Origin of the sequence: Winogradskyella sp. 4-2091 (assembly GCF_045765065.1) — a bacterium.
In the GTDB taxonomy this organism is placed as follows: Bacteria; Bacteroidota; Bacteroidia; order Flavobacteriales; family Flavobacteriaceae; genus Winogradskyella.
Genome location: NZ_JBJKOD010000006.1, coordinates 146663 through 173245 on the forward strand (window position 1 = coordinate 146663; position 26583 = coordinate 173245).

General features: G+C 32.5%; 29 protein-coding genes. 4 read left to right on the forward strand and 25 right to left on the reverse strand.

Annotated elements, in window-relative coordinates:
• The first annotated feature begins 36 nt into the window (after positions 1–36).
• Complete coding sequence (gene trpS, locus ACJBCC_RS09970) at positions 37–1005, forward strand: tryptophan--tRNA ligase (RefSeq protein ID WP_299098082.1); 969 nt, start codon at positions 37–39, stop codon at positions 1003–1005.
• Positions 1006–1169: 164 nt separating this feature from the next.
• Here trpS and dprA read toward each other — a convergent pair whose 3' ends face one another.
• Positions 1170–2273 (reverse strand): DNA-processing protein DprA, encoded by a 1104-nt coding sequence (gene dprA / locus ACJBCC_RS09975; RefSeq protein WP_299098084.1) that lies wholly within the window; start codon positions 2271–2273, stop codon positions 1170–1172.
• Between the two features lie 89 nt (positions 2274–2362).
• On the opposite strand from dprA, the gene ACJBCC_RS09980 reads away from it, so the two are divergent.
• The 3 genes from ACJBCC_RS09980 (at position 2363) to ACJBCC_RS09990 (ending at position 4431) form a co-directional block, all read left to right on the forward strand.
• Positions 2363–2755, forward strand: a complete 393-nt coding sequence (locus ACJBCC_RS09980) for a hypothetical protein (RefSeq protein WP_407557100.1) — start codon at positions 2363–2365, stop codon at positions 2753–2755.
• A gap of 139 nt (positions 2756–2894) precedes the next feature.
• Positions 2895–3836: an SPOR domain-containing protein gene (locus ACJBCC_RS09985; protein WP_299098089.1), complete on the forward strand. Its 942-nt coding sequence runs from the start codon at positions 2895–2897 to the stop codon at positions 3834–3836.
• An 85-nt stretch (positions 3837–3921) separates the two neighbouring features.
• Complete coding sequence (locus ACJBCC_RS09990) at positions 3922–4431, forward strand: acyl-CoA thioesterase (RefSeq protein ID WP_299098091.1); 510 nt, start codon at positions 3922–3924, stop codon at positions 4429–4431.
• Here the strand turns inward: ACJBCC_RS09990 and ACJBCC_RS09995 are convergent.
• The 24 genes from ACJBCC_RS09995 to ACJBCC_RS10110 all read right to left on the reverse strand — a co-directional run bounded on the left by ACJBCC_RS09995 (position 4428) and on the right by ACJBCC_RS10110 (position 26519).
• Positions 4428–5648, reverse strand: a complete 1221-nt coding sequence (locus ACJBCC_RS09995) for a murein hydrolase activator EnvC (RefSeq protein WP_299098092.1) — start codon at positions 5646–5648, stop codon at positions 4428–4430. The two genes, ACJBCC_RS09990 and ACJBCC_RS09995, sit on opposite strands and share 4 nt — an antisense overlap.
• Positions 5649–5708: 60 nt before the next feature.
• Positions 5709–6503: a DUF4292 domain-containing protein gene (locus tag ACJBCC_RS10000; RefSeq protein WP_299098093.1), complete on the reverse strand. Its 795-nt coding sequence runs from the start codon at positions 6501–6503 to the stop codon at positions 5709–5711.
• 8 nt (positions 6504–6511) lie between these two features.
• Positions 6512–7876: a lipopolysaccharide assembly protein LapB gene (locus tag ACJBCC_RS10005; protein ID WP_299098095.1), complete on the reverse strand. Its 1365-nt coding sequence runs from the start codon at positions 7874–7876 to the stop codon at positions 6512–6514.
• On the reverse strand, positions 7869–8186 hold the full coding sequence (locus ACJBCC_RS10010) for an antibiotic biosynthesis monooxygenase (RefSeq protein ID WP_299098097.1): 318 nt from the start codon (positions 8184–8186) through the stop codon (positions 7869–7871). Before ACJBCC_RS10010 ends, ACJBCC_RS10005 begins: the two co-directional genes overlap by 8 nt.
• An 89-nt stretch (positions 8187–8275) precedes the next feature.
• Positions 8276–9295 (reverse strand): sugar phosphate nucleotidyltransferase, encoded by a 1020-nt coding sequence (locus tag ACJBCC_RS10015; protein ID WP_299098099.1) that lies wholly within the window; start codon positions 9293–9295, stop codon positions 8276–8278.
• Between the two features lie 166 nt (positions 9296–9461).
• Positions 9462–9896 carry a dUTP diphosphatase gene (gene dut / locus ACJBCC_RS10020; protein WP_299098101.1) on the reverse strand — a complete coding sequence of 145 codons (435 nt, stop codon included), beginning with the start codon at positions 9894–9896 and terminating at the stop codon, positions 9462–9464.
• 2 nt (positions 9897–9898) lie between these two features.
• Positions 9899–11362: an oligosaccharide flippase family protein gene (locus ACJBCC_RS10025; protein ID WP_299098103.1), complete on the reverse strand. Its 1464-nt coding sequence runs from the start codon at positions 11360–11362 to the stop codon at positions 9899–9901.
• An 82-nt stretch (positions 11363–11444) separates the two neighbouring features.
• Positions 11445–12581 carry a hypothetical protein gene (locus tag ACJBCC_RS10030; protein ID WP_407557101.1) on the reverse strand — a complete coding sequence of 379 codons (1137 nt, stop codon included), beginning with the start codon at positions 12579–12581 and terminating at the stop codon, positions 11445–11447.
• A gap of 106 nt (positions 12582–12687) precedes the next feature.
• The gene (locus tag ACJBCC_RS10035) at positions 12688–13146 is read right to left on the reverse strand and encodes a hypothetical protein (RefSeq protein WP_407557102.1); all 459 of its coding nucleotides are present in this window, start codon (positions 13144–13146) and stop codon (positions 12688–12690) included.
• A 107-nt stretch (positions 13147–13253) separates the two neighbouring features.
• A complete protein-coding gene (gene atpG, locus ACJBCC_RS10040; RefSeq protein WP_299098108.1) occupies positions 13254–14114 on the reverse strand; it encodes an ATP synthase F1 subunit gamma in 861 nt (286 codons plus the stop codon).
• 85 nt (positions 14115–14199) lie between these two features.
• Complete coding sequence (atpA, locus tag ACJBCC_RS10045; protein ID WP_299098110.1) at positions 14200–15780, reverse strand: F0F1 ATP synthase subunit alpha; 1581 nt, start codon at positions 15778–15780, stop codon at positions 14200–14202.
• Between the two features lie 55 nt (positions 15781–15835).
• Entirely contained in the window at positions 15836–16372 is a 537-nt protein-coding gene (gene atpH / locus ACJBCC_RS10050) for an ATP synthase F1 subunit delta (protein WP_299098112.1), read from the reverse strand.
• A 6-nt stretch (positions 16373–16378) separates the two neighbouring features.
• On the reverse strand, positions 16379–16879 hold the full coding sequence (locus ACJBCC_RS10055) for a F0F1 ATP synthase subunit B (protein WP_299098114.1): 501 nt from the start codon (positions 16877–16879) through the stop codon (positions 16379–16381).
• Between the two features lie 99 nt (positions 16880–16978).
• Positions 16979–17167 carry an ATP synthase F0 subunit C gene (atpE, locus tag ACJBCC_RS10060; protein WP_013993139.1) on the reverse strand — a complete coding sequence of 63 codons (189 nt, stop codon included), beginning with the start codon at positions 17165–17167 and terminating at the stop codon, positions 16979–16981.
• A 37-nt stretch (positions 17168–17204) separates the two neighbouring features.
• Positions 17205–18383 (reverse strand): F0F1 ATP synthase subunit A, encoded by a 1179-nt coding sequence (gene atpB, locus ACJBCC_RS10065; RefSeq protein WP_299098116.1) that lies wholly within the window; start codon positions 18381–18383, stop codon positions 17205–17207.
• Between the two features lie 88 nt (positions 18384–18471).
• The gene (locus tag ACJBCC_RS10070; RefSeq protein ID WP_367179551.1) at positions 18472–18864 is read right to left on the reverse strand and encodes a DUF6168 family protein; all 393 of its coding nucleotides are present in this window, start codon (positions 18862–18864) and stop codon (positions 18472–18474) included.
• Positions 18857–19075 (reverse strand): AtpZ/AtpI family protein, encoded by a 219-nt coding sequence (locus tag ACJBCC_RS10075; RefSeq protein WP_299098118.1) that lies wholly within the window; start codon positions 19073–19075, stop codon positions 18857–18859. Before ACJBCC_RS10075 ends, ACJBCC_RS10070 begins: the two co-directional genes overlap by 8 nt.
• Complete coding sequence (locus ACJBCC_RS10080; RefSeq protein ID WP_299098120.1) at positions 19059–19487, reverse strand: polymer-forming cytoskeletal protein; 429 nt, start codon at positions 19485–19487, stop codon at positions 19059–19061. The genes ACJBCC_RS10075 and ACJBCC_RS10080 overlap by 17 nt, the downstream gene beginning before the upstream one ends.
• A gap of 17 nt (positions 19488–19504) precedes the next feature.
• Positions 19505–22123 carry a tetratricopeptide repeat protein gene (locus ACJBCC_RS10085; RefSeq protein ID WP_407557103.1) on the reverse strand — a complete coding sequence of 873 codons (2619 nt, stop codon included), beginning with the start codon at positions 22121–22123 and terminating at the stop codon, positions 19505–19507.
• A 337-nt stretch (positions 22124–22460) separates the two neighbouring features.
• Positions 22461–23183, reverse strand: a complete 723-nt coding sequence (locus tag ACJBCC_RS10090) for an ABC transporter ATP-binding protein (RefSeq protein WP_299098124.1) — start codon at positions 23181–23183, stop codon at positions 22461–22463.
• 12 nt (positions 23184–23195) lie between these two features.
• The gene (locus ACJBCC_RS10095) at positions 23196–24674 is read right to left on the reverse strand and encodes a DUF5687 family protein (RefSeq protein ID WP_407557104.1); all 1479 of its coding nucleotides are present in this window, start codon (positions 24672–24674) and stop codon (positions 23196–23198) included.
• A 51-nt stretch (positions 24675–24725) separates the two neighbouring features.
• Positions 24726–25415 carry a hypothetical protein gene (locus ACJBCC_RS10100; protein WP_299098128.1) on the reverse strand — a complete coding sequence of 230 codons (690 nt, stop codon included), beginning with the start codon at positions 25413–25415 and terminating at the stop codon, positions 24726–24728.
• Positions 25412–26131, reverse strand: coding sequence for a hypothetical protein (locus tag ACJBCC_RS10105; RefSeq protein ID WP_299098130.1), 720 nt, complete (start codon positions 26129–26131; stop codon positions 25412–25414). The genes ACJBCC_RS10100 and ACJBCC_RS10105 overlap by 4 nt, the downstream gene beginning before the upstream one ends.
• A gap of 55 nt (positions 26132–26186) precedes the next feature.
• A complete protein-coding gene (locus ACJBCC_RS10110; RefSeq protein WP_157364119.1) occupies positions 26187–26519 on the reverse strand; it encodes a PadR family transcriptional regulator in 333 nt (110 codons plus the stop codon).
• Between the last annotated feature and the right edge of the window lie 64 nt (positions 26520–26583).

A 26583-nucleotide genomic window follows, 5' to 3' on the forward strand; every position in this document is an offset into this window, starting at 1 on the left:
TAATTAAAGAGATTCCTGCATTAGTGGGACGTGAACATGGCAAGAATATTAACAGGCGTACAAAGTACAGGAACACCACATTTAGGAAACATAATAGGAGCAATATTACCAGCAATAGAAATGGCTAACGATTCTAATAACGATTCGTTTTTATTTATTGCAAATCTTCATACCTTAACTCAAATAAAGAATGCTGAGGAATTAAGAAATCATACCTATTCTGTAGCGGCAACCTGGTTAGCTTGTGGTCTAGATATTGAAAAAACCGTGTTTTACAGACAAAGTGATATTCCTCAAGTAACTGAATTATCTTGGTATTTAAGCTGTTTTTTTCCGTACCAACGTTTAACATTAGCTCATGGGTTTAAAGATAAAGCAGATCGTTTAGAAGATGTTAACTCTGGTTTATTTACTTATCCAATGCTCATGGCTGCCGATATATTATTGTATGATGCTGAGGTTATTCCTGTTGGAAAAGACCAATTGCAACATATTGAAATGACACGTGATGTTGCCTCACGTTTTCATGCTAAAATGGGTGAAGCATTTGTATTACCAAAAGGAAAAATTCAAGAAAATGGAATGCTTGTTCCTGGTACAGATGGCGAAAAGATGAGTAAAAGTAGAGGTAATTTTATCAATATCTTTTTACCCGAAAAGCAATTACGTAAAAAAATAATGTCTATTGAAACGGACAGCACAGCCCTAGAGGATCCTAAGGACTGGAAAACATGTAACTGTTTTGCAATATTCAGTTTATTGGCTTCAGACGACCAAATCAGTGAAATGAAAACCAATTATGAAGGTGGAAATTATGGTTATGGTCATGCCAAACAAGCCTTATACGAATTAATTTTAGAGCGTTTTTCTAAAATAAGAGAGCGCTACACATATTACATGGATAATTTAGAAGAAGTTGATGCTGCTTTGGCTAAAGGTGCCGCAAAAGCTAAATTAGTTGCTGATGGTGTTTTGAAGCGTGTTAGAGGTAAGGTTGGTTATTAAACAAATGAAGCTGTTCAAACAACACATACTAACTATCTTATTTTTCGTTATAATTCTCTATAAAGCTTTTAGTGAGAATTGGCCTTTGTGGTTTAAAATTTTAACTATTTGCGTATTAATTTTTATTGTTTTTAAGATAATTAAAGATTACAATAAAAATTCTTCTAAATAACCTCAAACAACTTACCTGGTAAAGGCCTAACCACGCCTTTCAATTCCATATTCAACAATATTCCAGCTATTTTGTAGGTTGGCATTTCACATCTTAGAGCAATAACATCTAGTAACTCCTTATTGTTATCTTTCAGAAAATTATAAATAATTTTTTCATCTGGCTCTAATTCTACAAATAACTGTTGCTGAACTATAGGTTTTTTATTTGATTCTAATTGCCAATTTAACATATAAGGCACATCTAAAGGATTAGATAATAAATGTGCCTTCTGAAATTTAATTAAGTTATTACAACCTATACTTTGACTGTCTGTCGTTCTTCCCGGTACAGCAAATACTTCTCTATTATAAGAATTGGCAATATCTGCAGTGACCAAACTACCACCTTTTTCAGCAGATTCAATAACGATTGTAGCCTCACTTAATCCTGCAATAATTCTATTTCGTTTTAAAAAATTATTGCGATCAAAATTATCTGTACTCCAAAAGTCAGAATAAAAACCACCGTGATTTTCAATATCTGCTACATACTTTTTATGTACTTTAGGATATATTTGGTTTAAGCCATGAGCCAAACAACCTATGGTTTGCAAATTATGTTTTACTGCAGCTTTTTGTGCTGTAATATCTGTACCGTAAGCAAAACCTGAAACTATTATTGGGTTAAATTGTGATAACGTTTCTACCAATTTTTCGCAAAAAGCAATACCACTTGTTGTAATTTTTCTAGCGCCAACAATACTTATAATTCTTTGTTGCTTAATATTAATATTACCCGATTGAAATAATACTAATGGTCCATCAATACAATGTTTTAAGCGTTCAGGATAGGTGTCTTCTGTGAAGTAATGTGGACGTATGTTATTGTCTTTAATAAACTTTAATTCTCGCTCTGCTTCGTCGAGATGAATTCTATCAAAAAGGCCTTGAATAGTTATAGTACCAATACCATCTATTTTTAAAAGTTTGGATTTCTTTTCATTTAAAACGGCTTCTGCAGAACCACAATGGTTTATTAATTTTTTAGCTGTTGTCGCGCCAATTTTTGGAACGTGTTGCAAGGCTAAAGCATAAATAAGTTGCTGGTCTGTCATTATTTAGTATTCTTCAGCTACCAATTTAACAAAATACTTCGCAAGATAAAAGAAGGTTTTTCTTATTTTTATATCATCAATAATAATTTATGAAAACCGGCTCAATATTTATCCTACTTATAATGTCCTCTATTATCGCTACAGCGCAAAAGTCAAAATTCAATAGTATTGAGGACTCTATTGCTATAAAACCAACTATAACAATGATGGATTTAAGTGAGTTTTCATTTACCAATAATGATACATCACCAAGATTAAAACCTTTTAATTATACTGAAAAATTGAGCAATCATCCTGCTGGATTAAAAGTTGACATGGCGAAAATTGAAGTGATGAGAGACGGTTTTATTGCATTTTCTTCTGAAAACTTAAAAAAGAGTTTCTTTAGAGACTTTAATATAACTTATAGACGTGCAGCACTCACACGTCTATTGCCAAAAACTCCAGATTATAGCAATTATGATCCACAAGCTAATCTTTAAAAATATACTTCACTTTTAGTAAATATTTTGTCAAGAAACCATAGCAAATCAAGCACATAGATAATTTTTAATTTCGATGTTAATAACTAAGTCAAACTAAATTTCGTTCAGAAACAAATATTTTTAACTTTGCGTTAATATGCAATTAGAGACTTACATTAGCGACCTTTTATACCGTTACGATTGTGTTACTGTTCCTGAGTTTGGGGCATTTTTAACGCAACGTGAATCAGCGAAATTACACGAAACTACTAATTCGTTTTACCCTCCAAAAAAGGCATTATCTTTTAACGAGCAGTTGCAACAAAATGATGGTTTGTTAGCTAATTATATTGCTGAGGTTGAAAAAATACCATATTTAAAAGCTTTAAATAAAATCTCTAATCAAATAAAATCTATTAAAGCATTTTTAGTTGAAGGTGAAACCGTTCAACTTAAAAACATTGGCGATTTGGTAATGAATGCGGATGGGAAAATTGAATTTGATCCATCACACCAAATTAACTACTTAACAGATTCATTTGGGCTATCTCACTTTACATCTACTGATGTAGATCGTGAAATTTACTTAGCAAATGTTGAGGACATAGAAGTTAATTCTCCTATTGTTTTAAACCCAGAAAAGCGATCTAATCGTAACTGGATGAAGTATGCTGCAGCTGCTGTTCTATTGTTAGGACTTGGCGGTTTTAGCGCTGTTACTTACCATAACAATAACTCTATAGAGAATCACAATCAATTAGCACAAGAGCAAGCTAATGAGCAACTCGATGCCAAAGTACAAGAAGCTACGTTTGTAATTAGTAATCCTTTACCTGCTGCCACACTTTCTTTAGAAAAACAAAGTGGCAATTACCACATTGTTGCTGGTGCGTTTAGAGTTGAAGCTAATTCTGATAAAAAGGTAGATCAACTTAGAGCAAAAGGTTATAAAGCTCGTAAAATTGGCACTAATCGCTATGGTTTACATGAAGTTGTTTATGCTAGCTATATTTCTAGAGATGAAGCACAACGCGAATTATATAAAATTCGTAAAGCGCATAATCGCGATGCTTGGTTATTAATCAAGACCTTAAAGTAAATCTTCTCGCTTTTCATTATTTAATGTTAATCTTACATCTACCTGCAAGAATCACTCTATCTTTGCACAAATTCTTAATATCCTTATGCAATCTAGAACTGCGTCTCAATCTAAAACTATTGTAACTGATTTAGTGTTACCAAGTGAAACCAATCCTATCAATAATTTATTTGGTGGAGAATTATTAGCTCGTATGGACAGAGCTGCTAGTATATCTGCTAGGAGACACTCTAGACGTATCGTTGTTACGGCTTCTGTAAATCATGTCGCATTTAATAGATCAGTGCCCTTAGGTAGCGTTGTAATGATTGAAGCAAAAGTTTCTAGAGCATTCTCATCTTCAATGGAAGTTTATATGGACGTTTGGATAGAAGACAGAGAGTCTGGTGAATGTGTTAAAGCTAACGAAGCCATTTATACGTTTGTTGCCGTAGATGAAACCGGAAGACCTGTAAAAGTACCTGAATTGGTACCTGAAACCGAATTAGAAAAACTACGTTATGATGCCGCTTTGCGTCGTAAACAATTGAGCCTATTATTAGCAGGAAAAATAAAGCCAGAAGACGCTACTGAGCTTAAAGCCCTTTTTGATTAATACTTAGCTAACCAAGGTTCTGGATTAAGTACAAGGTCATTTTTATATATTCGAAAACCTAATAATGATTCACCTGAAGATTTGTTAGAGAACACCTTACCAATAACCTGACCCGTTGTGATTTTATCACCAGTCTTTACATTAACCTCAGAAAGGTTCATATACACACTAAAATATTTTCCATGTCTTACTAAAATGGTAGGATTACCACGTTTCATAACATGAATTTTAGAAACGACACCATTAAATACCGCTTTAACATCTGAATTTGCGTCTGTGGCAATATAGATACTCTTATAATTTTGAGTAATTGAGTTATCTGTTAACGAACGCCTTTTTCCAAATTTCCCTTTAATAACACCTCTAGAAACAGGCCAACCTAACTTTCCTCGGTTAGATTCAAAGTTCGCTGACAGTTTTTTAGCTTCTGGTGTCTCTACAAATTTCCCTTTAGAAGACGTGCTACCAGATTTCTTATTAGCTGCAGCAATAGTTTCTCTAATTATTCGATTAATTTCTTTATCTAAACGTGCGGTTTCCTGCTTTTTCTTTTTAATCTGAGCTGTGAATTTTCCCATTTCAGATTTAATTGAAGCCATTAAAACTTCACGTTGTTTTAACTCACCTTCTAATTCGCGTTTAGCAATACGGTTTTCTTCAATTAGTTTTTCCTTGTCTTTCTTTTGCTTATTTAATTCTACATTTAAAGTCTCTAACTCTTTAGTTTTAGCTTTTATAGCAACACCTTGTTCCTTTTGGTAATTAGAATACTGTTTTATGTATTGTAGACGCTTATACGCTTGCTGAAAGTTGCTAGACGATAATAAGAACATCACTTTACTTTGCTCTGACTTACTTTTATAAGATTTTACTACCATGGCAGCATAATCATCTTTAAGCTCTTTTAGCTGCGTTTTTAAGCTTGAAATTTCATTTTGATTGCTATTAATTTCCCTAGTCAGTAAATTAGCTTGCTCGTTAGTTATTCTAATTAAATTTTTACGAACGCTCACCTTATAATTAATGTCTTCAATGAGTGTAATTGCAGATTTCTGCTCTTTCTTTTTAGTGTATAATAACGCATTTATCAGCTTAATTTCTTTTAACTTTTGCTGACGTTGTGCCTCTAATTCTTTTTGCTTATTACTTTGCGCAAAAACTGTCGTTGTTGAGAATATAAAACCTAACAGAAATACAATATATGTTAGTTTTTTCATTGAAATATTAATATGAGATTTCTCGTTGTTCATGCTTCTATCTGTCCCGATGACAAACCATTATTTTATAACTATTTCTTTATAACCAGAAGGAATTTTAAAAGGAAAACGCACTTCATCATTCAAAGATACGGATTTAAACTCCATAGCAACTGCCACCTCATCACTATCATCAACGGCAACAATTCTAATGTTTTTAGGAATGATTTCTTCATCCACTTCTTGATATGAAGCGTAATCCACTTGAAGCATTCGTCTTTTTAATTGTTGTTGCAATTGCAAACTGTCCATCTTAAAATGCGAAGGATTTATTAAATAGAATAATTCCATAAGTGCACTTTGATCTTTAGGACTCACTGCATAAGAATTACCATTTACAGCAACCTGATGTGGTTCTGCTTTTAGGTCATAAATCGCCTGACCTAATAAGATATTCTGCACTTTCATAAAATCTAATTCAATACCAACAACATCACTTAATAGTTTGTAATCGCCATCAAAATACTCATTATCTATCTTATTATAAAACTTCACTTTATCAGGTGTAATCATCATACGAGCCACTCCAAAAAGAGACTCACTTAACCAAATTACCCTATCTTTCTCCATACGCAGAGTAAAACCTGCACCTTGAGTTTTATCATTCTGAGTTATATCTATTTTAACTCTTGCTTTTAAGGTTTTATACGTTGTACTATTTTTTTCGTGCTGTTTTATCACTTGCTTTACAGAGAGCTTATCACTAGCCTCACCTGAAGCAATGACATTTTTTGCCGAGTTACAACTGAATGCTACCACTATAAATAAAGCACTAATTGTAAATTTTATGTTTGTAACGAACTGAGAAAATTTCATGTATATTTTTATTGTTGCAATTTTAGGGCTTTTGCTTTTTTAGCAAACGTATCTGATTTACTAATATTATTTAACGTTTTATAAGCAATACTTAATTCTGAATAAAAATCGGCTTCCATATTTGGGTTATCAATTAAAAAATCTAATCCCATTTCTAAGTTTTCAATTGCTTTTTTAGGTGTGCCAAGTTTGTTTTGTGCCACGCCAACCACCAAATATAAAATAGGTTGTGCCGGATATAATTCTAAGGCTGCTTCTCCATCATTTGCAACGGCTTTATAGTCTTCAATATCTAACTGAAGTAGTAAGGCGTCTTTTATTAGTTTAAAGTCGTCTGGCGTCTGTTTTAAGGCTTCTTTAAAATTAGAGAGTGCTTTTAACTTATCACCAGCTTTTAAATAATAATACCCTAAATCACTATGTGTTTGCGCATCTTTATTTTCATCTATTAATGAGGTCACGTCTATTAAATCAGATTCGTATTCAGGATTTCTACCAACAAACGATACAAAATCCTTAAGCACTTTAGCTTTAGCGTCTGCATTAATCTCAGGACTTGTTAAAACCGTTTTTACAGAGCCAATTGCGTCCTCTACTTTGCCATCTTGAAGATAGAACTTATACAATGCCAAATGCACAAATTTTGAATCTGGTTTTGTTTTTAACAAGTTTTGAGCGGCTTTATAAGCATTTTTACGATCGCCTGTCTGGCTATATCTATAAATAAGTTTTAAGTGGTTGTCTTCATTGTTAGGGTTGTTGGCTATACGCTGTTCTAAGTTTTCAATTCTATCATCTGCATTACCTGTGATGCTGTAGATATGATTTCTCATTGCATCTCTAGATTCACTCAAACCAAATTCTGCATCTAACTCATCTAAAATATCTAATGCTTGCTTGTATTTCTCTTCTCTAACATATAGCGATGCTAAATCTTCTTTATAATCTGGATGATATTTTACGAGTTGCTTTATTGTTTTTAAAGCATTTTTCACATCCTCTTGCTGAAAATATACATCGTAAAGCTCATCTAGAAACCAAACATTGTCTGGCTGCATTTCTATCGCCTTTTTTAGATTATCTTCTGCTGCTCCAAAATTTTTAAGTTTGTTGTAGTTTTTACCAAGTTCAAAATAAATAACTGGTTTTTTACTATCGAGATTTAAACATTTATGAAGCGCATCTACTGCTTTATCATAATTTTCAATCCCTTTTTGTTTCAAAGCTTCAAAGAAATGTTCTTGAAATTCGTCTTCATAATTTCCTAGATCATCATCTGGTCTTTTATTAAAATCCACTTGAGCATAGCTTGCCTGCGGAACGCTTAACATTCCGAAAATAAAAACCAATATCAAAATAAATTGCTTATTCACTTTGTTGTTGTTTTAGCAAGTCTTCAACCATTTCAAATTTTTCTAAGACTTCAAACGTTTCACAAGATGCTTTCATTTTTTTTCTAAAATGATTGGCTTCTTCTGGTAAATTTCCTCCAGCATTATCAAATGTAGATTTATTTGGCCATTGTGCATATGCAAAGAAGTTTAGGTTATCTTTTTTATGTAATCGAGAGCCTAAACTTCCTTCATGTTTGTAAATCAATTTTGTTAAACCTGTCCAAGCTTCAATGAATTTTTCTTCTTGGTTGGGTTTAATTCTAATAGTGTACAAAACGATATACATCATTGCTTAATCATAGTTATAAGGTGTCTTTCAAAAGTTGTTCCAAAGATAACTCAACCAAAAAAAGAGATTTCTGCTTTCGCAAAAATTTGTTACTCCATAATTGTGTAATCTCCTATACTAATCTTAGTAAACTCACCATTGTACTTAACATGATTACCAATCATTGCTTCATCTAAATTAGCGTTTTTGATAGTACTCTGGTTTTGTATTAAGCTATTTTTAACGGTTGAATTCTCAATAACACAATCTTTACCTATTGAAACATGAGGTCCTACCGTTGTATTCTTTAACACTGTTCCTTTACCAATATAACAAGGTTCAATTACTTTTGAGTTTTCTAAAACGACAGAATCATCAATTAATTGTTCTTCGTTGTCTGCTGTTAAAAAGCCTAACATTTTGGCGTTAGTTTCTAAGGTAACGGCTTTGTTTCCACAATCCATCCATTCGTCAACGGTTCCAGTTTTAAAAACTCTACCATCTGCCATCATACGTTTAATACCATCATTGATTTGGTATTCGCCACCATTCATGATGTTTTCATCTAAAATTTCTTGTAATTTTTCTTTTAAGACAGCGACATCTTTAAAGTAATAGATGCCTATAACGGCTTGATCACTAACAAAAGATTCTGGCTTTTCTACAAGCTCTACAATATTTTGATCGTCATTTAATTTTACAACGCCATAAGCTTCTGGGTTGGCAACACATTTGGTCCAAATCACACTATCTGCTGAAGGATCTAAATCAAATTCAGCTCTAATTAACGTATCTGCATAGGCGATTACTGCTGGTCCAGAGAGCGATGGCTTTGCACTCATAATAGCATGACCTGTACCCAAAGGTTGGTCTTGTCTATAGATGGAAGCTTTTGCACCTAAACCTTCTGCTAATTCTTGTAAGCTGCTGACAACGTCATCTCCAAAAAAAGCTGGATCGCCCAAAACAAATGCAATTTCTTCAATAGGTTGCTTTAAAACTTTAGCAATATCTTTTACTAAACGATGCACTATGGGTTGACCTGCAACTGGTATTAATGGTTTAGGTACTGTTAAACTATGTGGTCTTAGGCGAGATCCTCTGCCTGCCATTGGTACTATTATTTTCATAACTATGCCTGCGTAAGCAGGTATCTTTTAAATTAAACTATTTTCCTATTAAAGTAGGAAACTCTATTATTACTAATTTTATTATTATTTAAATTCTAATTAGTTCTTAAATCATAACAATTAGGCTTCATTTTTATTCTGAGACTCTTGTCTGAGTACGACTTAATTATTTGGTACCTGTACTCCCAAAACCGCCTTCTCCGCGATCTGTATTAGAAAGTATTTCTACCTGTTCCCATTCTGCACGTTCATATTTTGCTATGACTAATTGTGCTATACGCTCACCATTTTGAATTAAAAAATCGTCATTAGAAAGATTGACTAATATCACTCCGATTTCGCCTCTATAATCTGCATCAATCGTTCCTGGTGCATTTAAAACTGTAATGCCTTTTTTCGCTGCAAGTCCACTTCTTGGTCTTACTTGTGCTTCAATACCAACTGGCAATTCTATGAATAAACCTGTACCAACGATAGTACGCTCTAAAGGTTTTAATATTCTAGCTTCGGTAATACTTGCACGTAAATCCATACCTGCAGAAGCGATAGTTTCGTAATGTGGTAAATCGTGTATAGATTTGTTTATTATTTTAATTTTCATGTTCACTTTTGTCTGTTCAATACTTGTTTTAACTCTTTCTTTTCAAGCATAATAACTAAGCCCAAAAATACAATTAACATTGCAATTCCTACCAAATAATTTTCGCGATAGTTATAAAAAAACGTAAATGAGAATACGATAGATATTACGAGGTATAAACTTATTTTCTTGAGATTATATGGGATTGGATAATATTTTCGTCCAAAATAAAATGATAATAACATCATAACAGCATACGCAGAAACAGTTGCAATGGCAGAACCTTTAAATCCAATTCTAGGAATTAAAATAAAATTTAATACTAAGGTTACTAAGGCTCCTAAGATTGAAATATAAGCACCAAACTTAGTGCGATCTGTAATTTTATACCAAACCGATAGATTGTGATAAATACCTAAACAAAAGTTAGCCAACAGAATAAAAGGTACAATCCACATGGCTTCGTAATAAGCTTCGCTTAGAATAATGTATGGCTTTAAAAGATCCGCAAATACAACAACTACTAAAAGAATTACAGAACCAAAGGCTACAAAATATTCTAAGATCTTAGCATAATTTTTTTGCGGGTTTTTAGTATTAGAATGGCTAAAAAAATAGGGTTCTATACCTAAACGAAAAGCTGTTGCAAACAAAGTCATGAACAAAGCGAGCTTATAACAGGCTGAATACATCCCAATTTGTTGGTCTGCAATGTCATCTGGTAATAGATACTCTAATAAAATACGATCAAAGGTTTCATTGACGGAATATGCAATACCTGCAATTAGTACTGGCAGTGCATAACGCATCATTTTTTTCCAAAGTTCAGTATCAAATGAGAATTTTATTTTGGTGTAGAAAGGCAATAAAACTAATAAGGTTAATCCACTAGCTATTACATTAGAAATGAAAATGTAACTAATTTGAAACTCGGGAATATAAATACTATTGAAAAATGAATTGCCTTTAGCTAAACCTTGTAAATACAATAACAAGAAAATATTCAAACCTAAATTTACAGCAACATTAAATATTTTAATTACGGCATAACGCATTGGTCTTGCTGTAGCTCTTAACCAGGAAAATGGAATAATAACCAAAGCATCTAAGAGCAAAATAACAAAGACTAAATTGAGATATTTAAGCTCTATATTTATGAATGAAGAAATTTGGTGTCTTAATAGAAAAGCAATGCCTATTAAGGAAAAAGAGCTAATAATCAATGATATTGCAGAGGTGCTTATTACCTTTTCTTTGTCATCCTCTTTGTTAAAAAACCTAAAGAATGCGGTTTCCATTCCGTAAGCTAACACCACATTAAACAATACAAAGTAGGCAAAAATGAAAGATACACGACCATATTCTTCAACAGACAACACCTCTGGATTGGTATAAAGTGGTACCAAAATAAAACCTAACATTCGAGGTAAAACGGTCGCTAAACCGTAAATAAATGTTTGTTTAAAAAGTGATTTGAGTCCGCTCAACGTATTGCTCTTGAATTGCATCAAAAGTATTGAAATTATCTTAAAAGTACAGTTAATTGAAGTTATGAAACTACCTGAGGTACTATTCTAAATTAAAACCGGCTATATAATTACTATTTCTAATTGATGTTATGGGCTCATTAAAACGTTTGAGCTCCTTTTTATTGTAAGTAATTATAGTATTGTTGGTATAACTTAAAGCTACCTCAGTTATTGCTAATTCATTGAAAATGTTTTCTAATTCATTAACATTTTTTATAGTAATCATGCCTTCTGTCGCTGCTCGTGCTTCTCTTTTATAGATTTCAGGAGGTCCGTTTTCGTAATAAACACCTCTTTTTTCATCTAAATCAGACACCTTTACATATTTCACTATACCATTTTCAACATAACTAATAGCACATTCATTGTCTTCTAAAGTAAATGGAAAATCTTTATCCTTCTCTGCTTTCTTAAAGGTATAATAAGGCGATTTGTTTTTTAAAACTGCTGTGTATCTTCCATAATTTTCAACAAGTTTTGCTTTAAGATTTCTAAAATAAACACTGTCAATTTTTATATGCTCTTGTTTATTTACAATTGGCACAAAAACATTCATTCCTGTGCCTCCTACCTTTATGCCAGCATACCATTCTTGAAATGATATTGTTTTAACTTTGAAAGTAGTAGATGCCTGAAAAGATGGTGTAGGTTTTATATCTGTGTCGTGACCAGAAACAATCATAGCTTCGCGTCGCCTTTGATACGCTAAAGGAGGACCGTCTTCATATTGAACTCGTTCCTTTTCTAATACATTAGCTACCTTTAGATATTTAATTTTATCATTTTCGATATATCTAATTGCACATTCGTTTTCTGATAAAGTAAATGGATATTCATTAGAATTCTCCTGATTATTAAATGTATGGTCAGGCGAATTATCTTTTAAAACAGCAGTATATCTGCCATAATTTCTGACGAGTTGTCCTTTTAAATTATTAAAGTAAATACTGTCTATAATTACATTTTCTGGCTTATTTTCTATTGGAACAAAAACATTAATACCTGTATTTTCTTCATCTATATGTGTGTACCATTCCTGGTAAAAAATAGGTTTTACTTTAAATGACACGCTTTTTTGTTGCGACTTAGTATTTAGCCTTGAACTTGAACACTGAAAGGTTGTAGATAAAACACTGAACACCAATATGGTAAATAATACCTTCTTAAGTTGTTTCATTTTGCAATAGCTTAAAGATTTGGATGTGCAAAATACAAACAAATCTATAAAAAGCAATATAAATACGACAAACAGTATTTATTTGTAGGAATACATGTAAATAATGTTAATTTTGAACGGGAGAACTCGGATAATTAACACTTTTCTGTTCTTCAAGGTTAGAAATTTTAGAAAATCGACGTTTTTTGTTACTCACAACATGGTAACTAATTACACATTCATCTTCATTAATTTGAAATTTTCCGAAAGAAGATTTAATTAAATCCTTATCGCTCTGAAGTTTAAAACCGAGATGAGCCACATATGATAAACTATCATAAGAGGTCTGATTTAGTTTTGATATTTGCCCTTTAAATAACACACTATCTAAAATGACTGAATTTTCAATTAATTGGATATATAAATCCGTTCCACTTTTACCATTTTGTAATCCACTATTCCAATGTTGATAATAAGTAGATTTGATATCACTAGAGACTTCGTTTGAAAATTTTGGCACAGATGTGCATGTTACCAATAATAATAACGCTAAGAGCATTATTATGACTAATCGAGGTGATTTCATTCTTTAAATATATAGTTTATAAAATTAAAGGCATAAAAAAAACCTAACTCGAAACAAGTTAGGTTTTTGATTTTATAAAAAAGTAAGTTATGTAAACTCCTCCTGTTTTAGTTGTTTAAAGCCTCTGCTCCACCAACAATTTCTAAGATCTCATTAGTAATCGCAGCTTGACGTGCTTTGTTATATGTTAACTTAAGTTGATCTCTCAATTCTGTAGCGTTATCTGTTGCTTTATGCATTGCTGTCATACGTGCACCATGCTCAGAAGCAAAAGAATCTCTTATGCCTTTATATAATTGTGTCTTTAACGACTTTGGAATTAACTCTTCAACAATTTCTAACTTTGAAGGTTCAAATACGTAATCTAAATTTACATTGTCATCACTTTCAACAGGTACAATTGGTAAAAATTGCTCTGTCATTATAACTTGAGTTGCAGCGTTTTTAAAGTGATTGTACACAACCTCTATCTTATCAAACTCTCCAGAAACAAACTTATCCATTAACATTTCTGCAATTTCAGCAACATTGTCAAACGTTAAGTCATCAAACAAATCACTTTTATTTGCAATAACTTTATTCGTTTTTTTGAATGCATCATTAGCTTTCTTTCCTATTGCTAAGTAAGATACGTCTTTGTTAGCATAAGTTTCATTAGCAAGTTTTGTTACTTGCTTAATAATATTAGAATTAAATGCACCAGCTAAACCTCTATTAGAAGTTACCGCAACAATAAGTACTTTATTTACGTCACGTTGCTCAGAATATTTACTTCCAGAATCAGCATCTAACGTTGCACTTAAACTCTGAAGTAATTCTGTTAACTTATTAGAGTAAGGTCGCATTGCTGTAATAGCATCTTGAGCTTTCTTTAACTTTGCAGCAGATACCATTTTCATGGCACTAGTAATCTGCATCGTTGAAGATACCGATGATATTCTGTTTCTAATTTCCTTTAAATTCGCCATAATCTCTTTTTGTCATTCTGAATTTATATCAGAATCTTTTTATTACTATTGAGATCCTGAAACAAGTTCAGGATGACAAGATCTATTATCCTTTATACTTTCCTGAAAGGTCTTTTGCTACAGTTGTAAGTGTATCAATAACCTCATCAGTTAATTTACCTGCTTTTAAAGTACTAAGTACGTCGCTATGCTTCGCTCTTAAGAACTCTAAATAATCACGTTCAAATTCTTTTACTTTATCTACAGGAACATCCTTTAATAAATTCTTAGAACCAGCATATATAATTGCAACTTGATCTTCTACTTTAAAAGGATCATTTTGCGCTTGCTTTAAGATTTCAACGTTACGTTTACCTTTATTAATTACATTTAAAGTTACAGCATCTAAATCCGAACCAAACTTAGCAAATGCTTCTAATTCACGGAACTGAGCTTGATCTAATTTTAATGTACCAGATACCTTCTTCATTGATTTAATCTGAGCGTTACCACCAACACGAGATACAGAAATACCTACGTTAATTGCTGGACGTACACCAGAGTTAAATAAATCACCATCTAAGAAGATCTGACCATCCGTAATAGAAATTACGTTAGTTGGGATATATGCAGAAACGTCACCTGCTTGCGTTTCAATAATTGGTAAAGCTGTTAATGAACCACCACCTTTTACTAAAGGCTTTAAAACCTCTGGTAAATCGTTCATTTCTTTAGCGATAGAATCATCGTTAATTACTTTTGCAGAACGCTCTAATAATCTTGAGTGTAAATAAAATACATCACCAGGATATGCCTCACGTCCTGGAGGACGTCTTAATAATAAAGATACCTCACGGTAAGCAACGGCTTGTTTTGATAAATCATCAAAAACAATTAACGCTGGTCTACCAGTATCTCTAAAATATTCTCCAATAGAAGCACCTGTAAAAGGAGCGTAAACTTGCATTGCAGCAGGATCTGATGCATTTGCAGCTACTATTGTTGTATAAGCTAAAGCACCTTTTTCTTCTAACGTCTTAGCAATTAAAGCTACTGTTGAAGCCTTTTGACCTACAGCAACATATATACAATAAACAGGCTCGCCTGCATCGTAAAATTCTTTTTGATTTAAGATAGCATCAATACAAACAGCTGTTTTACCTGTTTGACGGTCACCAATAACCAACTCACGTTGACCTCTACCTACAGGAATCATAGCATCAATTGCCTTAATACCAGTTTGTAATGGCTCAGTTACTGGTTCTCTATAGATAACACCTGGTGCTTTACGCTCTAAAGGCATTTCATAAGTATCACCTGCTATTGGTCCTTTACCATCAATTGGGTTACCTAAAGTATCTACCACACGACCAACAATACCTTCACCTACTTTTACAGATGCGATACGTTCAGTACGTTTTACGGTAGACCCTTCTTTTACGCCTACTGAAGTACCTAAAAGTACAATACCTACGTTATCTTCCTCAAGGTTTAGTACAATTCCTTCTGCACCACCTTCGAATTCTACTAATTCGCCATATTGCGCGTTAGCCAATCCGTAAGCACGTACAATACCATCACCTACAGTTAATACTGTTCCTACTTCGTCTAATGAAGCACTTGCTTCAAAACCTGAAAGTTGTTGTTTTAAGATTGCTGATATTTCAGCTGGTTTTACTTCTGCCATCTTTTTTAGTCTTTAGCTTTTAGCTGTTAGCCTTTTGGGCTTATCTAAAACTATATTAATTTAGTGTAAATTCTCTTTTTAATTTATCGAGTTTGTTTGAAATACTAGCATTATACTGTATATCTCCAACTCTAAGTATGAAACCACCTAAAATGCTTTCATCAACTATATTTTCTACTTCTGCTTCTTTACCAGTTAGTTCTTTAACCTTTGCTAATACTTTCGTTTTTAAATCATCCGTTAAAGGCACAGCAGTTGTAACAGATGCTACTTGGCTACCTCTTAGCTGATCAAATAATTGCGTATAACTAACAGCAACATCACTCAATAAAGGTAATCTTTTGTTAGCTATTAACGTATCTATTAAATTAGTAGTTGAAGTATTTGCATCTTTAAAAACAGATGTTAATACTGCTTTTTTATCTGAAGATCTTACAACAGGACTTTGAAGCATCTGGTTTAAATCTTTATTTTCAGCAATAACATTAGCGATAGTTTTCATATCACTATTTACTGCATCTGCAGATTTCTGATCTGTTGCTATACTTAAAACCGCTTTAGCGTATCTAATTGCTGCTCTTGATCCTGACATGTCTTACTAGTTTAAAGTTGCTTCACCTAACATAGACTCTACTAACTCTAGTTGCTTGTCTTTATTAGATAATTCGTTACGCACTACTTTTTCTGCTATCTCTAAAGATAAACCTGCTACATGGCTTTTAATTTCTGCCATAGCAGCCTTCTTTTCGCTAGCAATTGCATCTTGTGCCTGAGCGATCATTTTGTTAGCCTGTGTTTTAGCTTCCTCTTCTGCATCTGCAATCATTTTGCTTTTAAGTTCGCGAGCTTCCTTTAGCATTGTTTCTCTTTCTAAACGCGCTTCTTGCAATAATTTTTGGTTATCTGCCTGCAGATTTGCCATTTCACGCTTAGCCTTTTCAGCAGCATCTAAAGCACCTTGGATTCCTTCTTCTCTTTCATTTAATGAGTTAAGAATTGGTTTCCATGCAAATTTTACCATTAAAGCGATCAGTGCCAACAATAATATTGTTGATACTACAAATAATCCTGGTGAAAAATCGTTTAATAACTTATCCATATTATTAAGTAATTAAGTGTTTTGTCTTTTTTTTAATTTAAAAACACGTCCTGTAACCAACCGTTACAGGATAGTGTTTTTGTAAGTTTAATTCGGTTCTTATTTTCCTAAGAATAAAGCACCAAATGCTAAACCTTCTAAAAGTGCCGCAATGATAATCATCGCTGTTTGAATCTTACCTGTCGCTTCTGGCTGACGAGCAATACCTTCCATTGCTTTTCCACCGATTTGACCAAGTCCAATACCTGCTCCGATTACGATTAATCCTGCTCCAATTAAATTGTACATAGTAAAAATATTTATAGTTAAATTAAAAAAACTCTTATTAAATGAAATCACCTCTTACGTCTTGCGCATCAGGAATTTCATGTCCATGATCATCGTGCTCATGCTCGTGATCGTGTTCTGCAACAGCCATACCAATAAATAGAGCTGAAAGCATTGTAAATATGTACGCTTGTAAAAACGCAACTAATACTTCAATTAGTAATATAAAAAATGATAATACAAATGATAAACCCATTGCTCCAGGAACTGTTAAAGCTTCCTTTAAGGTGAACATAATAGCAATTAAGCTCATAACAACAATGTGACCAGCAGAAATGTTTGCGAATAAACGTACTAATAATGAGAATGGCTTAATAACTAAAGCTCCTGCTAATTCAATAATCGCTAAAACCGGACGAATTAAAACTGGTACTCCTGGCATCCATAAAATGTGCATCCAATAATCTTTGTTACCACTAACTGTATATATAACAAGTGTAAAAATTGCTAAACAAGCCGTAACAGCTAATTGACCTGTAACGTTAAAACCTAAAGGTGTAAGACCTGCTAAATTTAAAAACCAGATAAAGAAAAACACCGTCAACAAATAACCTGTAAATCTTCTGTAATGCTTATCACCAATGTTTGGCCTTGCGATTTCATCTCTAACGTAAAGTACTAATGGCTCTAATACACGACCAAAACCTGTTGGGATTTGCTTTTTCTTGTATTGCCTTGCTAAACTAGAAAACCAAAACAACATTAGTAAACCAATAACCAATACACCAAATACACTTTTGGTAATTGAAAAATCCAAAACTTTATGACCGTTTGTTGCGTGATGATCTGCATCAAAATTAACTGAAGATGCTCCAGCATCTAATTCATATATTTTGGAATGTATCTTTGCGAATTTTACACCATCTTTTTCCACAATAACAGTTCCGTCATCATTGTGATGAAACTCAGAAGACATAAAAGTCTTTAAGCCATCAGAAGACCATAAAATTACTGGTAATGGAAAACCAAAATGTTTTCTTTCTCCTTCATCGCTTGTATAAGAAAACAAAGAAAAATCGTGAGAATCTTGAATGTGGTGAAGAATGTAATCTTCAACTTCTTTCTTTGTGTCTACTTGACCACCATCTCCTCCTTCGCTATTTGCAAAAATTGATGTAGGCAGAAACACTAATAATGCTAGTGCTAAAAATTTAAAACTTTGTTGAAATATATTCATTGTTATAAAATCAAAAATCTACTCTCTTCAAATTCGGTGCAAAAGTACGTAATTTATTAAAATAACAATGCGTTTTTATGCTTAATATTTAGGTCTCGTTTTTAGTAATGATTTTAACGACAAAAAACACCTCTAGTCCTAGAAACAAGAACAATGGAATTAAAAGATTTAATTTTTCTGCTGTTAATAAGGCTTCCAATTCAAAGATTGAAGTTTTAAACATGAGAAAAAACAAAATACCTTTTATAAATAACGTCGGCAAATAGATAAATCCTAATTGAGGTTGAATGCTTTTTATACCTGAAAAGAATTGAAAATGTATACAGATTATAAATGACGATAAAGCAAAAAACATATTTGTATCCCAAAGACTAAATCTTATAACTTTACCTGATGCGTTAAGAATATAATTCTGCGAAACATAAATAAGCGCAAACAATATGCTAAAAGAAATAATGTAAGTCGCTACTGCCTTAATCATCTTCCTTAGAAACTTTAATGACCTGAGAAATTACTAAATACATTGAAGCAAAAACAGATAAAAGTGTTAGTGTAGTTTCCCAAAAATCTCTATCATACTTGGCGTCTAGCCATTGACCTAAATAATTACCAAGAAAAATAGTGCCTCCCATTTGAAACGCAACTGACGTAAATCTTAAATACTTACTTGGTCTATTACCTGGTTTGGGCACTTTGTGAAAGTTGTGGCTTACTAGCTTCGTTAGATAATGATTTAACTGTTCCTTTCATACTACAAGTAGCATTAAATGTTGCTCCAGGTTCTACAGCTAATTTTGTAATATGTACTTCGCCTTCAATATGAGCTGTAGATTTAAGAGATAATGTTCCAGATAATATAAGTTTACCAGAAAATTTACCTTCAAAATCTGCATTTTCGCCTTGTAAAGTTCCTTTTATGTAACCAGACTTACCTACAACCACTTTACCAGATGTTTTTACGTTACCTTCTACAGTTCCGTCTATTCTAAATGGTCCTTGACTTGCAATATCGCCTACAATTTTAGTGCCTTGTGCTATGATATTTTGTTGTGTAGTTGCTTCCATACTTGAGTGTTTTTGTTTTTTTTTGTCTGGTGAAAACATGTTGATTTGGTTTTAAATTACTGTAATTTTAAGTACGCATTTAAGTTTTTGTGTCTCTGAATTATGGCGTAATTCGGTGATGAAATTGCAAAGTATGGCCTAGTTATTTTAGGTTTAATAGGTCGACCTCTCTTGTCTTTTTCTTCTGACTTAAGTAATTCAGCAAATCCATTTGCTCCGCCAATACTTTTTAATCCATGAACAACAACAAAGGTAGTGTTTTCATCATAAACATCCTTTGATGTAGTTAGATCAAAGTACTTTATTTTAGCTACTTCTTCATCTAAAATCTTAATAAACGCTTCAATATCTTCACCCGAATTATTTTCGAACTGAAAAATAACATTGAATTTATCTGCAGTATCATCTACTACAAATTCCTTTTTCTCTAATATAGGAAATGCGTTTTCTATAATATCTAACGCCTTTTTCCCTTCTTCTGTATTGCCATAGGTTAAAGCAATATAATTAATTCCTTTTTTATAAGCTTCAAAACCAAAAAGTCTTCCATTGGCAGATGCTTTTAAAATTTCGAACTTAGGCACAAAATCATCGCCTTCTAATCGCTTAATCTGCGCTTCTGCTTCCGCAATAACAGCCTCGTATTCTTCATCATTAAACTGTTTGTAAAGCCTTGTGTATATTGCTTCCGGACTATTTTCGTCCTTAGATAATTCTGACTGTGGATTTAAAAGAATTTCTGCATAACGCGACTCTGGATAATCGGTAATTATTGCTAGTTTCATTTCTTCTGCTCTTCTGTTTAATCCAAGTTCAGTATATATACGGAATAAATTATACTTTGAAGGTAAAATTAATCGGTCTTCAGGATTATTCTCTAGGAGCTTTTCAAGCTTATCTTTTGCTAAAATAAGTTCCTTAAATTTTTCCTTATAGATTATTCCTAATTGATAATATGCGAAATTACGCTCTTTAGCAATACTGTCTAATTCTACTTTTTTAGTTGGTAACGATGCTAAATACGTTTCTGGATTAAAGCGAACATCTACAACCTCATCTACAGATGAACTGTCTGATTTAGTTGAATTTGCTATACTAGCTCGCTCACTAGAGTGCCTCCAATTATCTTGAAGTTTACGATCTCCCCAAATTTTTAAAAACTCACTTTTACCATAAGAAACCGTTGTTGTATTATAAAAGTAAAAGCTACTACTTCCTGATCTTCGTTGCGTATCAGTAATCATTCCTGGAGGACTTCCTGCCGCTCTAGGGCTACGTTCAGCTCTTTGGCTATTGTTATTACTAGGCGTTGGTTGATTATTTTGTTTTTTTATAGCTTCTTCTCGTTCCTTTTTTTCTTCTAATGCTTTTAACCTTTGGTTCTCTGCATGCTGTGTATAAATTGCTAATTGCTCTGATTTAGGTAAAGCTACAACCCTTAAGATGCTATCATTAGTTTGTGCTATGCTTTCATAATATATAACATCATCAAGATTTTCACGCTTCTTTTTTATAATTCTATATGGTTTAGAATTTAACACCATAGCCGTCAATGTAGAATCATAATAAGCTCCTGCAGTTTTGTAAACATTTTTATCAAAATACATGTTACCTAAAGTTTCGTAACTGAGGGATCTAAGATATTTATCTGATTTTGTTTTTCTAAGCGATTTATTATAATAAACCTCAGCAAGGCTATCTGACATCTTATGACGATGATACTCTGCAATACGATAATATATCTTATCTAAAAAGGGCCTATTCTCTCTATTTTCTTCTAAATCTGTAAGATATTCTTGAAACTCAACATCATCTACATTTGACGCATCTGCATTATAAGACTTTTCTAAATGAGCATTAATATAAAATGATCTTGGTACTTGGCGATGCATATCTATAATAGCATCAAATTCTATATTAGCACTATCTTTTTTACCAAACTGGTTATACAATTGTCCTCTAATAAAATGGTAGCGTGCTTTTTCTCTTTTAATTTTTGTGTGTTCTGCAGCTATAGCCAATTGAGCAATAGCGCTATCTTTAGATTTTGTGTTAAGATAAGCCTGAGCTAATGCTGCTGAAGCATCTGCCAAATCTTGACCTTCGATAACACCTTTTTCCTCTTCAAGTAAACGTTTTAATTTTTCTATAGCACCAGCATCATTATCTAAACGCATGCTTGTTTTTTCGCGCCAAATTTTTACCTGATTAATTTTATCGCTAGTAGGATATTTATTTAAAATATTATTAAAAGCTGCCATAGCTGGCACAAAACGCTGATCAAAATAACGTGCTTGACCTAAAAGTAAATAGGCTTCATCTATTTGAGGATTTTTTTCTTTACCTCCAATATTCATTCCATGTACTTGGATCGCTTTGATCGCTTTTTCCTCCGCACGTTCAAAATCTGCATTTTTAATCTGGCCAGGAAGGAAAATATCTTCTGCAACAGCCATTCTTTCAATAGGCAAAAGCTCCCAAAAGTTTTCAGTGAATTCATTATTTACACCTTCAATTCCGCGTTCTAAAGCTATGTTACCATTATAAAGCACATTATATTTAGTTGCAAGAGCATGAAACTTCTTATTTATGAATTTATCTTTTTTTCGCGAACAACTTTGAGCAATCAAAGCTACACATGATAGGAGTAATATAAATTTGTAATAGGTTTTCAAACGTTGGTTCTATTTAATTTGATACCCATTTAACATTAAATTATTGCACATAATTCAATATTAAATTGGTATTATAGATAACTGAAAAACGCACTGTTTAGTGTGTTAGGTGGTAAAAATAAGCATCTTTTTGAATTTGCGGCTGAATTTTAGAAGATATTAGAATGCTTTGTTGCTAAGGGATTTTATTGAAAACATAAAATTCACGCGAAGGCAGAGGGACGTAGAGGCTCACTGTTACTTAAAAAATAGAATTGTAATTATGAAAAAGCACAACGTACAATACTCGCAAGTTGTGCATATATCAGTTTTCCCCTTTGGGGAATTAAAGGGGCTTTTACTCCTCCTCCTGAGAAACCACTGCTCCATTAGCAAAATGCGCTTCTAACTCTTTTAAGGTTGCAGGATTGGTTTCTAAATCTTTTACGACATTCCCTTTTTCTAGTACAACGATTCTTTCGCATACGTCTGTAACATGCATTAAATCGTGGCTAGAGACTAAAACAGTGACACCTTGTTTTTCGGCTAAATCTTTTATAATTTGTTTTAGTCTTATTTGAGTTGTTGGATCCAAGTTTGCAAAAGGTTCATCTAAGATAATAACTTCAGGATTACCAATAAGCGCAGCTACAATTCCGGCTTTCTTCTGGTTTCCTTTGCTTAAATCTCTAAGATACTTTTTCTTTCCTATAATTTCTCCGTTAAAGAAATCTTCAAATTTTGATGTTAAGCTATCAACATCGGCTTTGTTTTGCCCTCTTAATTCTCCAATAAAATAGAAGTATTCTTCTGGTGTAAGGTAACCGATTAAAAAACTTTCATCTATAAACGATGATGTAAAAGGTTTCCAGTCTTCGCTTTGGTCTACAACAACATCATTACTTGTAATGTTTCCTGTGGTAGGTTTTATTAAATCTAGTAATAGACTGAAATAGGTTGTTTTTCCCGCACCATTATTTCCAACTAAACCAAAACTTTGGCCTTTAGGAATAGTTAATTCTTCAATGTTAAGAACGGTTGTTCCGTTATATGTTTTTGAAAGGTCTTTTGTATGTATCATGGTTGTGTTGTATTAATTGTCTTGACTAAACGCGTTAATCATTTTGTATTTTGAATCTAGATATTTATGTGTAATGGCTTTCATTAGTTTTTTATGAAAAACGATGCCTACCAATCCTAAAACGATAAGTAAAGCTACTGCAGCTGCAAAACCTACTAACCAATTTACTAGGCCAAACATTGCCATTGGCACCAACATTAACGGAATACCAATAAGCCATTGTACAGCACCTGTACCTTGGTAATTAAAAGCGGCTTTTTTATCTAATTCTATTTTTTTTCGATTGAAGGATCCTCCCCAAAGTATCACGTGAGTATTCACACCAATATTATAAATAGCTGCAGCGAAATGCGCAATTAAAATTTTATAACCAAAATACACATAAGGAATGCCGAGTACAAAAAGTAACACTACACTAATGACCATTAAAATGAATTTTGAACGTAAATATTGCTCGTATTTAATATTCTGACTCATTAGCAGTTTGTAATAACCACTATCCCAAGCCGGAATGAATTGTCCGAAATTAATAAGGAAAAATCCTGTTGAAAAAATTCCGATAAAAGCAAACATAAAAGTCATTTCTCTGTATATAGGTTGCGGATAAAAGAACAAACCGTACAAAACACCAATTAATAGTAAAAACGCCATGGATTTGGTACGCTTATTTCTCCAAATGAGTTTTAAATCTAGCTTCATAAATGGTGCAACGTCTCCAAAACGTTCTGTCCAAGATAAATCTGCTGCATTAACTTCAGCAACTTTAGATTTTAAAGAACTATCTAAAAAGAGTTTACTTTTTAAAATTTTAAAGTTATAAGCATAGCAAGCAGCTAAAATCGCTATTGGAACCAATATTAGAATAGGATTATTCGCTATCCCTAAAAGTGCGTCTCCTATTAGCGTAGTCATTGGCAGCACACCAAAATAATTTAAGCCAAATAAAACACCAACCACTGTAATAATTGGTAAAAATGATAATTCTTTTTCTGAAGAAAATGCCTCGATAATAAAGTTTAAGAAATTTGAAATCAGCACCAAAATTATCATGGTAAATAGCCATGTTAATATCATTGAAGTAGCATAACCATCCATAATGAGCATAATACTAAATGGAATTATAGCAAACAGAGGCAACAAATTAAAAAAGGAAGCTACCGATTTTCCTAAAACATAATTAACAACCGTTGACCGTTTAATAGGAAGCGTTAATAAAGGCTTTACGCTCATTACAGGCAACTTTTGTAAAAAAAAGCGCATCATTAAGTCGCCAATTATCCAGAAAAACACATAGCCATTAGCTATTACAAATGGGTCTTGGTCAGGAAACGTTTTCTTTAAAATAAGGAGAAGCCCGAAGCCTAAGCCTAAAAACATTACAATAAAATAGAGCGCAAAAAACACCATTAAGATATTGATGGCCATATTTTTTTGCCAATAAGATGAACGGAAATATTGTTTCCATTCTAGATTGAGAAAGTGTTTTATCATAATGTAATGATGGGTTGGTTTATGTAGTAAGTATTAAAAACGAAGAATTTGTTACAAACTAAATTCTGGATAGGTTTCATTTAGTAGTTTTTCGGCTTTGTTTGGAATCAGTTCAAAGCTTATGTAATAAACTAAAGCGATAATAGTAAATACCATTGCTAATAATACAATTACATAAGGATTAGATAAGAAATCGCCAGTCACTATATGAATGTTATAAATCTGAGACAAAAAAACTAACGACGTACCTCCTGCCTGTTTAAAAATCATTTCCTCTAATAGCCATTTTTTATTTGATGCTTTTTTTCTACGCTTAAACTGTCTATTCAGCAAGATACTTTTTGTTATAGACCAAATAATTACTAAAACATAATAGGTAATGGCTAATTCAACAGCTAAAGATGATGTAAAAGAAAAATAAAATAGAAGAAACAAACCTAACGTTGCAAATGCCTGCGGAATCTCGAACCATTTTTTTAACTCGTTCCACAAATATCCTCTATAGCGTTTATTCATAGCCTTACCTTTCTGCTCGATAGCATCCATAAAACCAAAAATGCCAAACTTTTTAAAGGCTTTGTTTTTGGCATCTTCAAAACTGAGTTTTGGTTGCTCTTGCCACTGCGTTTCAATATCATTGGCTAAATGATCTACGAGTTCGGTTTGTAAATCGTAATGTTCTACAAAATGTTGCCTTGTAAATGAGTAGAGGTCTTGTATTTGGGATTCGGTTAGTTTCATGATATTAAAAGCTTGTAACGTTCTTTTGTAGTATTCAGCACTTCTTTATATAGATTAAAACTTACTCTCACTAAAGGATAAACTAAAACATAAAAACAAATAATATAGCGATAATCAATTATGCCATTATATGTAAACTCATCTTTATAGAAATCTAAAAACATTCCTTGAAAACATAAAAATGAAGTATTAAGTAAACCTACCATGTTAGCATTTAAGGAATGACGTACTCCTTTTTTAAATACGTACTTAAACTTTAATAATTCTGGCACTACTAAAGCTAATAATGCTATCATAAAAGCTGCCTTAGGTTTATACTGATATGTGATAAATATAGCAAGTATGAACACAATATATTCTAATATAAATTTTTGTAAAAAGAACGTTTCTCTAAATATAACCCAATACCGTTTTCTGTTTTTTCTTCCTATTTCTTTTTGCTTATTTCTAATAAACTTCTTAAATCCAGCATTGCTCTGATAAAGTCCTTTTTCAAAAATCTTATCTTTTGAAACTCCAAATTCAATAAATTGGTTGCCAAAACTTCTATGAACATCTAGTAAAGCTTCATTAAACGAAATACCTTCGTTAGTCATTTTATCTTCAACCGCAGAAACAATGTGGTCTAGTAATTCTATACGCACATCCCAAAACTTAACCTCATTTTTAATGAGGTAGTTGTCTATGAATTGTATTTCTTGTTTTGTTAGTTTCACTGTTAATTTACTTTTAGACCTGCTAGGTTTTTAAAACCCGCGAGGTCAACCTTAATTATGCCAGTTTGGGATTTACCAAGGCTTGCATTGTTTTAATATACTCAGCTAATTCTTCAAGCTTAGTCACGGTTTCTTTAGTTCCTGTTTCCGTTAACTTGTAATATTTACGCAAACGATTATCTACTTTTGCGACTTCAACATCTAGTAAACCTTCGGCTTCTAACTTATGTAACGCAGGATATAATGCGCCTTCTGTGATTTTCAGTTCGCCTTTGGTTAATGCCTTTACTTTTTGGGTAATCTCGTAACCATACATTTTATCGTGCTCATTTAAAAGCTTTAAAATAATAGTATTTAAACTCCCTTTATATAATTTTGAATTGCTCATTGTATTACAAATATATACATAATTTTCTTATGTATAAGAAACTTAGGTATGAGATGTATTAAAA

Coding starts and splice junctions, on each gene's coding strand:
- trpS (WP_299098082.1), top strand. CDS start 37: ATGGCAAGAATATTAACAGGCGTACAAAGTACAGGAACACCACATTTA.
- dprA (WP_299098084.1), bottom strand. CDS start 2,273: ATGACAGACCAGCAACTTATTTATGCTTTAGCCTTGCAACACGTTCCA.
- ACJBCC_RS09980 (WP_407557100.1), top strand. CDS start 2,363: ATGAAAACCGGCTCAATATTTATCCTACTTATAATGTCCTCTATTATC.
- ACJBCC_RS09985 (WP_299098089.1), top strand. CDS start 2,895: ATGCAATTAGAGACTTACATTAGCGACCTTTTATACCGTTACGATTGT.
- ACJBCC_RS09990 (WP_299098091.1), top strand. CDS start 3,922: ATGCAATCTAGAACTGCGTCTCAATCTAAAACTATTGTAACTGATTTA.
- ACJBCC_RS09995 (WP_299098092.1), bottom strand. CDS start 5,648: ATGAAAAAACTAACATATATTGTATTTCTGTTAGGTTTTATATTCTCA.
- ACJBCC_RS10000 (WP_299098093.1), bottom strand. CDS start 6,503: ATGAAATTTTCTCAGTTCGTTACAAACATAAAATTTACAATTAGTGCT.
- ACJBCC_RS10010 (WP_299098097.1), bottom strand. CDS start 8,186: ATGATGTATATCGTTTTGTACACTATTAGAATTAAACCCAACCAAGAA.
- ACJBCC_RS10015 (WP_299098099.1), bottom strand. CDS start 9,295: ATGAAAATAATAGTACCAATGGCAGGCAGAGGATCTCGCCTAAGACCA.
- dut (WP_299098101.1), bottom strand. CDS start 9,896: ATGAAAATTAAAATAATAAACAAATCTATACACGATTTACCACATTAC.
- ACJBCC_RS10030 (WP_407557101.1), bottom strand. CDS start 12,581: ATGAAACAACTTAAGAAGGTATTATTTACCATATTGGTGTTCAGTGTT.
- ACJBCC_RS10035 (WP_407557102.1), bottom strand. CDS start 13,146: ATGAAATCACCTCGATTAGTCATAATAATGCTCTTAGCGTTATTATTA.
- atpG (WP_299098108.1), bottom strand. CDS start 14,114: ATGGCGAATTTAAAGGAAATTAGAAACAGAATATCATCGGTATCTTCA.
- atpA (WP_299098110.1), bottom strand. CDS start 15,780: ATGGCAGAAGTAAAACCAGCTGAAATATCAGCAATCTTAAAACAACAA.
- atpH (WP_299098112.1), bottom strand. CDS start 16,372: ATGTCAGGATCAAGAGCAGCAATTAGATACGCTAAAGCGGTTTTAAGT.
- ACJBCC_RS10055 (WP_299098114.1), bottom strand. CDS start 16,879: ATGGATAAGTTATTAAACGATTTTTCACCAGGATTATTTGTAGTATCA.
- atpE (WP_013993139.1), bottom strand. CDS start 17,167: ATGTACAATTTAATTGGAGCAGGATTAATCGTAATCGGAGCAGGTATT.
- atpB (WP_299098116.1), bottom strand. CDS start 18,383: ATGAATATATTTCAACAAAGTTTTAAATTTTTAGCACTAGCATTATTA.
- ACJBCC_RS10070 (WP_367179551.1), bottom strand. CDS start 18,864: ATGATTAAGGCAGTAGCGACTTACATTATTTCTTTTAGCATATTGTTT.
- ACJBCC_RS10080 (WP_299098120.1), bottom strand. CDS start 19,487: ATGTTTTCACCAGACAAAAAAAAACAAAAACACTCAAGTATGGAAGCA.
- ACJBCC_RS10090 (WP_299098124.1), bottom strand. CDS start 23,183: ATGATACATACAAAAGACCTTTCAAAAACATATAACGGAACAACCGTT.
- ACJBCC_RS10095 (WP_407557104.1), bottom strand. CDS start 24,674: ATGATAAAACACTTTCTCAATCTAGAATGGAAACAATATTTCCGTTCA.
- ACJBCC_RS10100 (WP_299098128.1), bottom strand. CDS start 25,415: ATGAAACTAACCGAATCCCAAATACAAGACCTCTACTCATTTACAAGG.
- ACJBCC_RS10110 (WP_157364119.1), bottom strand. CDS start 26,519: ATGAGCAATTCAAAATTATATAAAGGGAGTTTAAATACTATTATTTTA.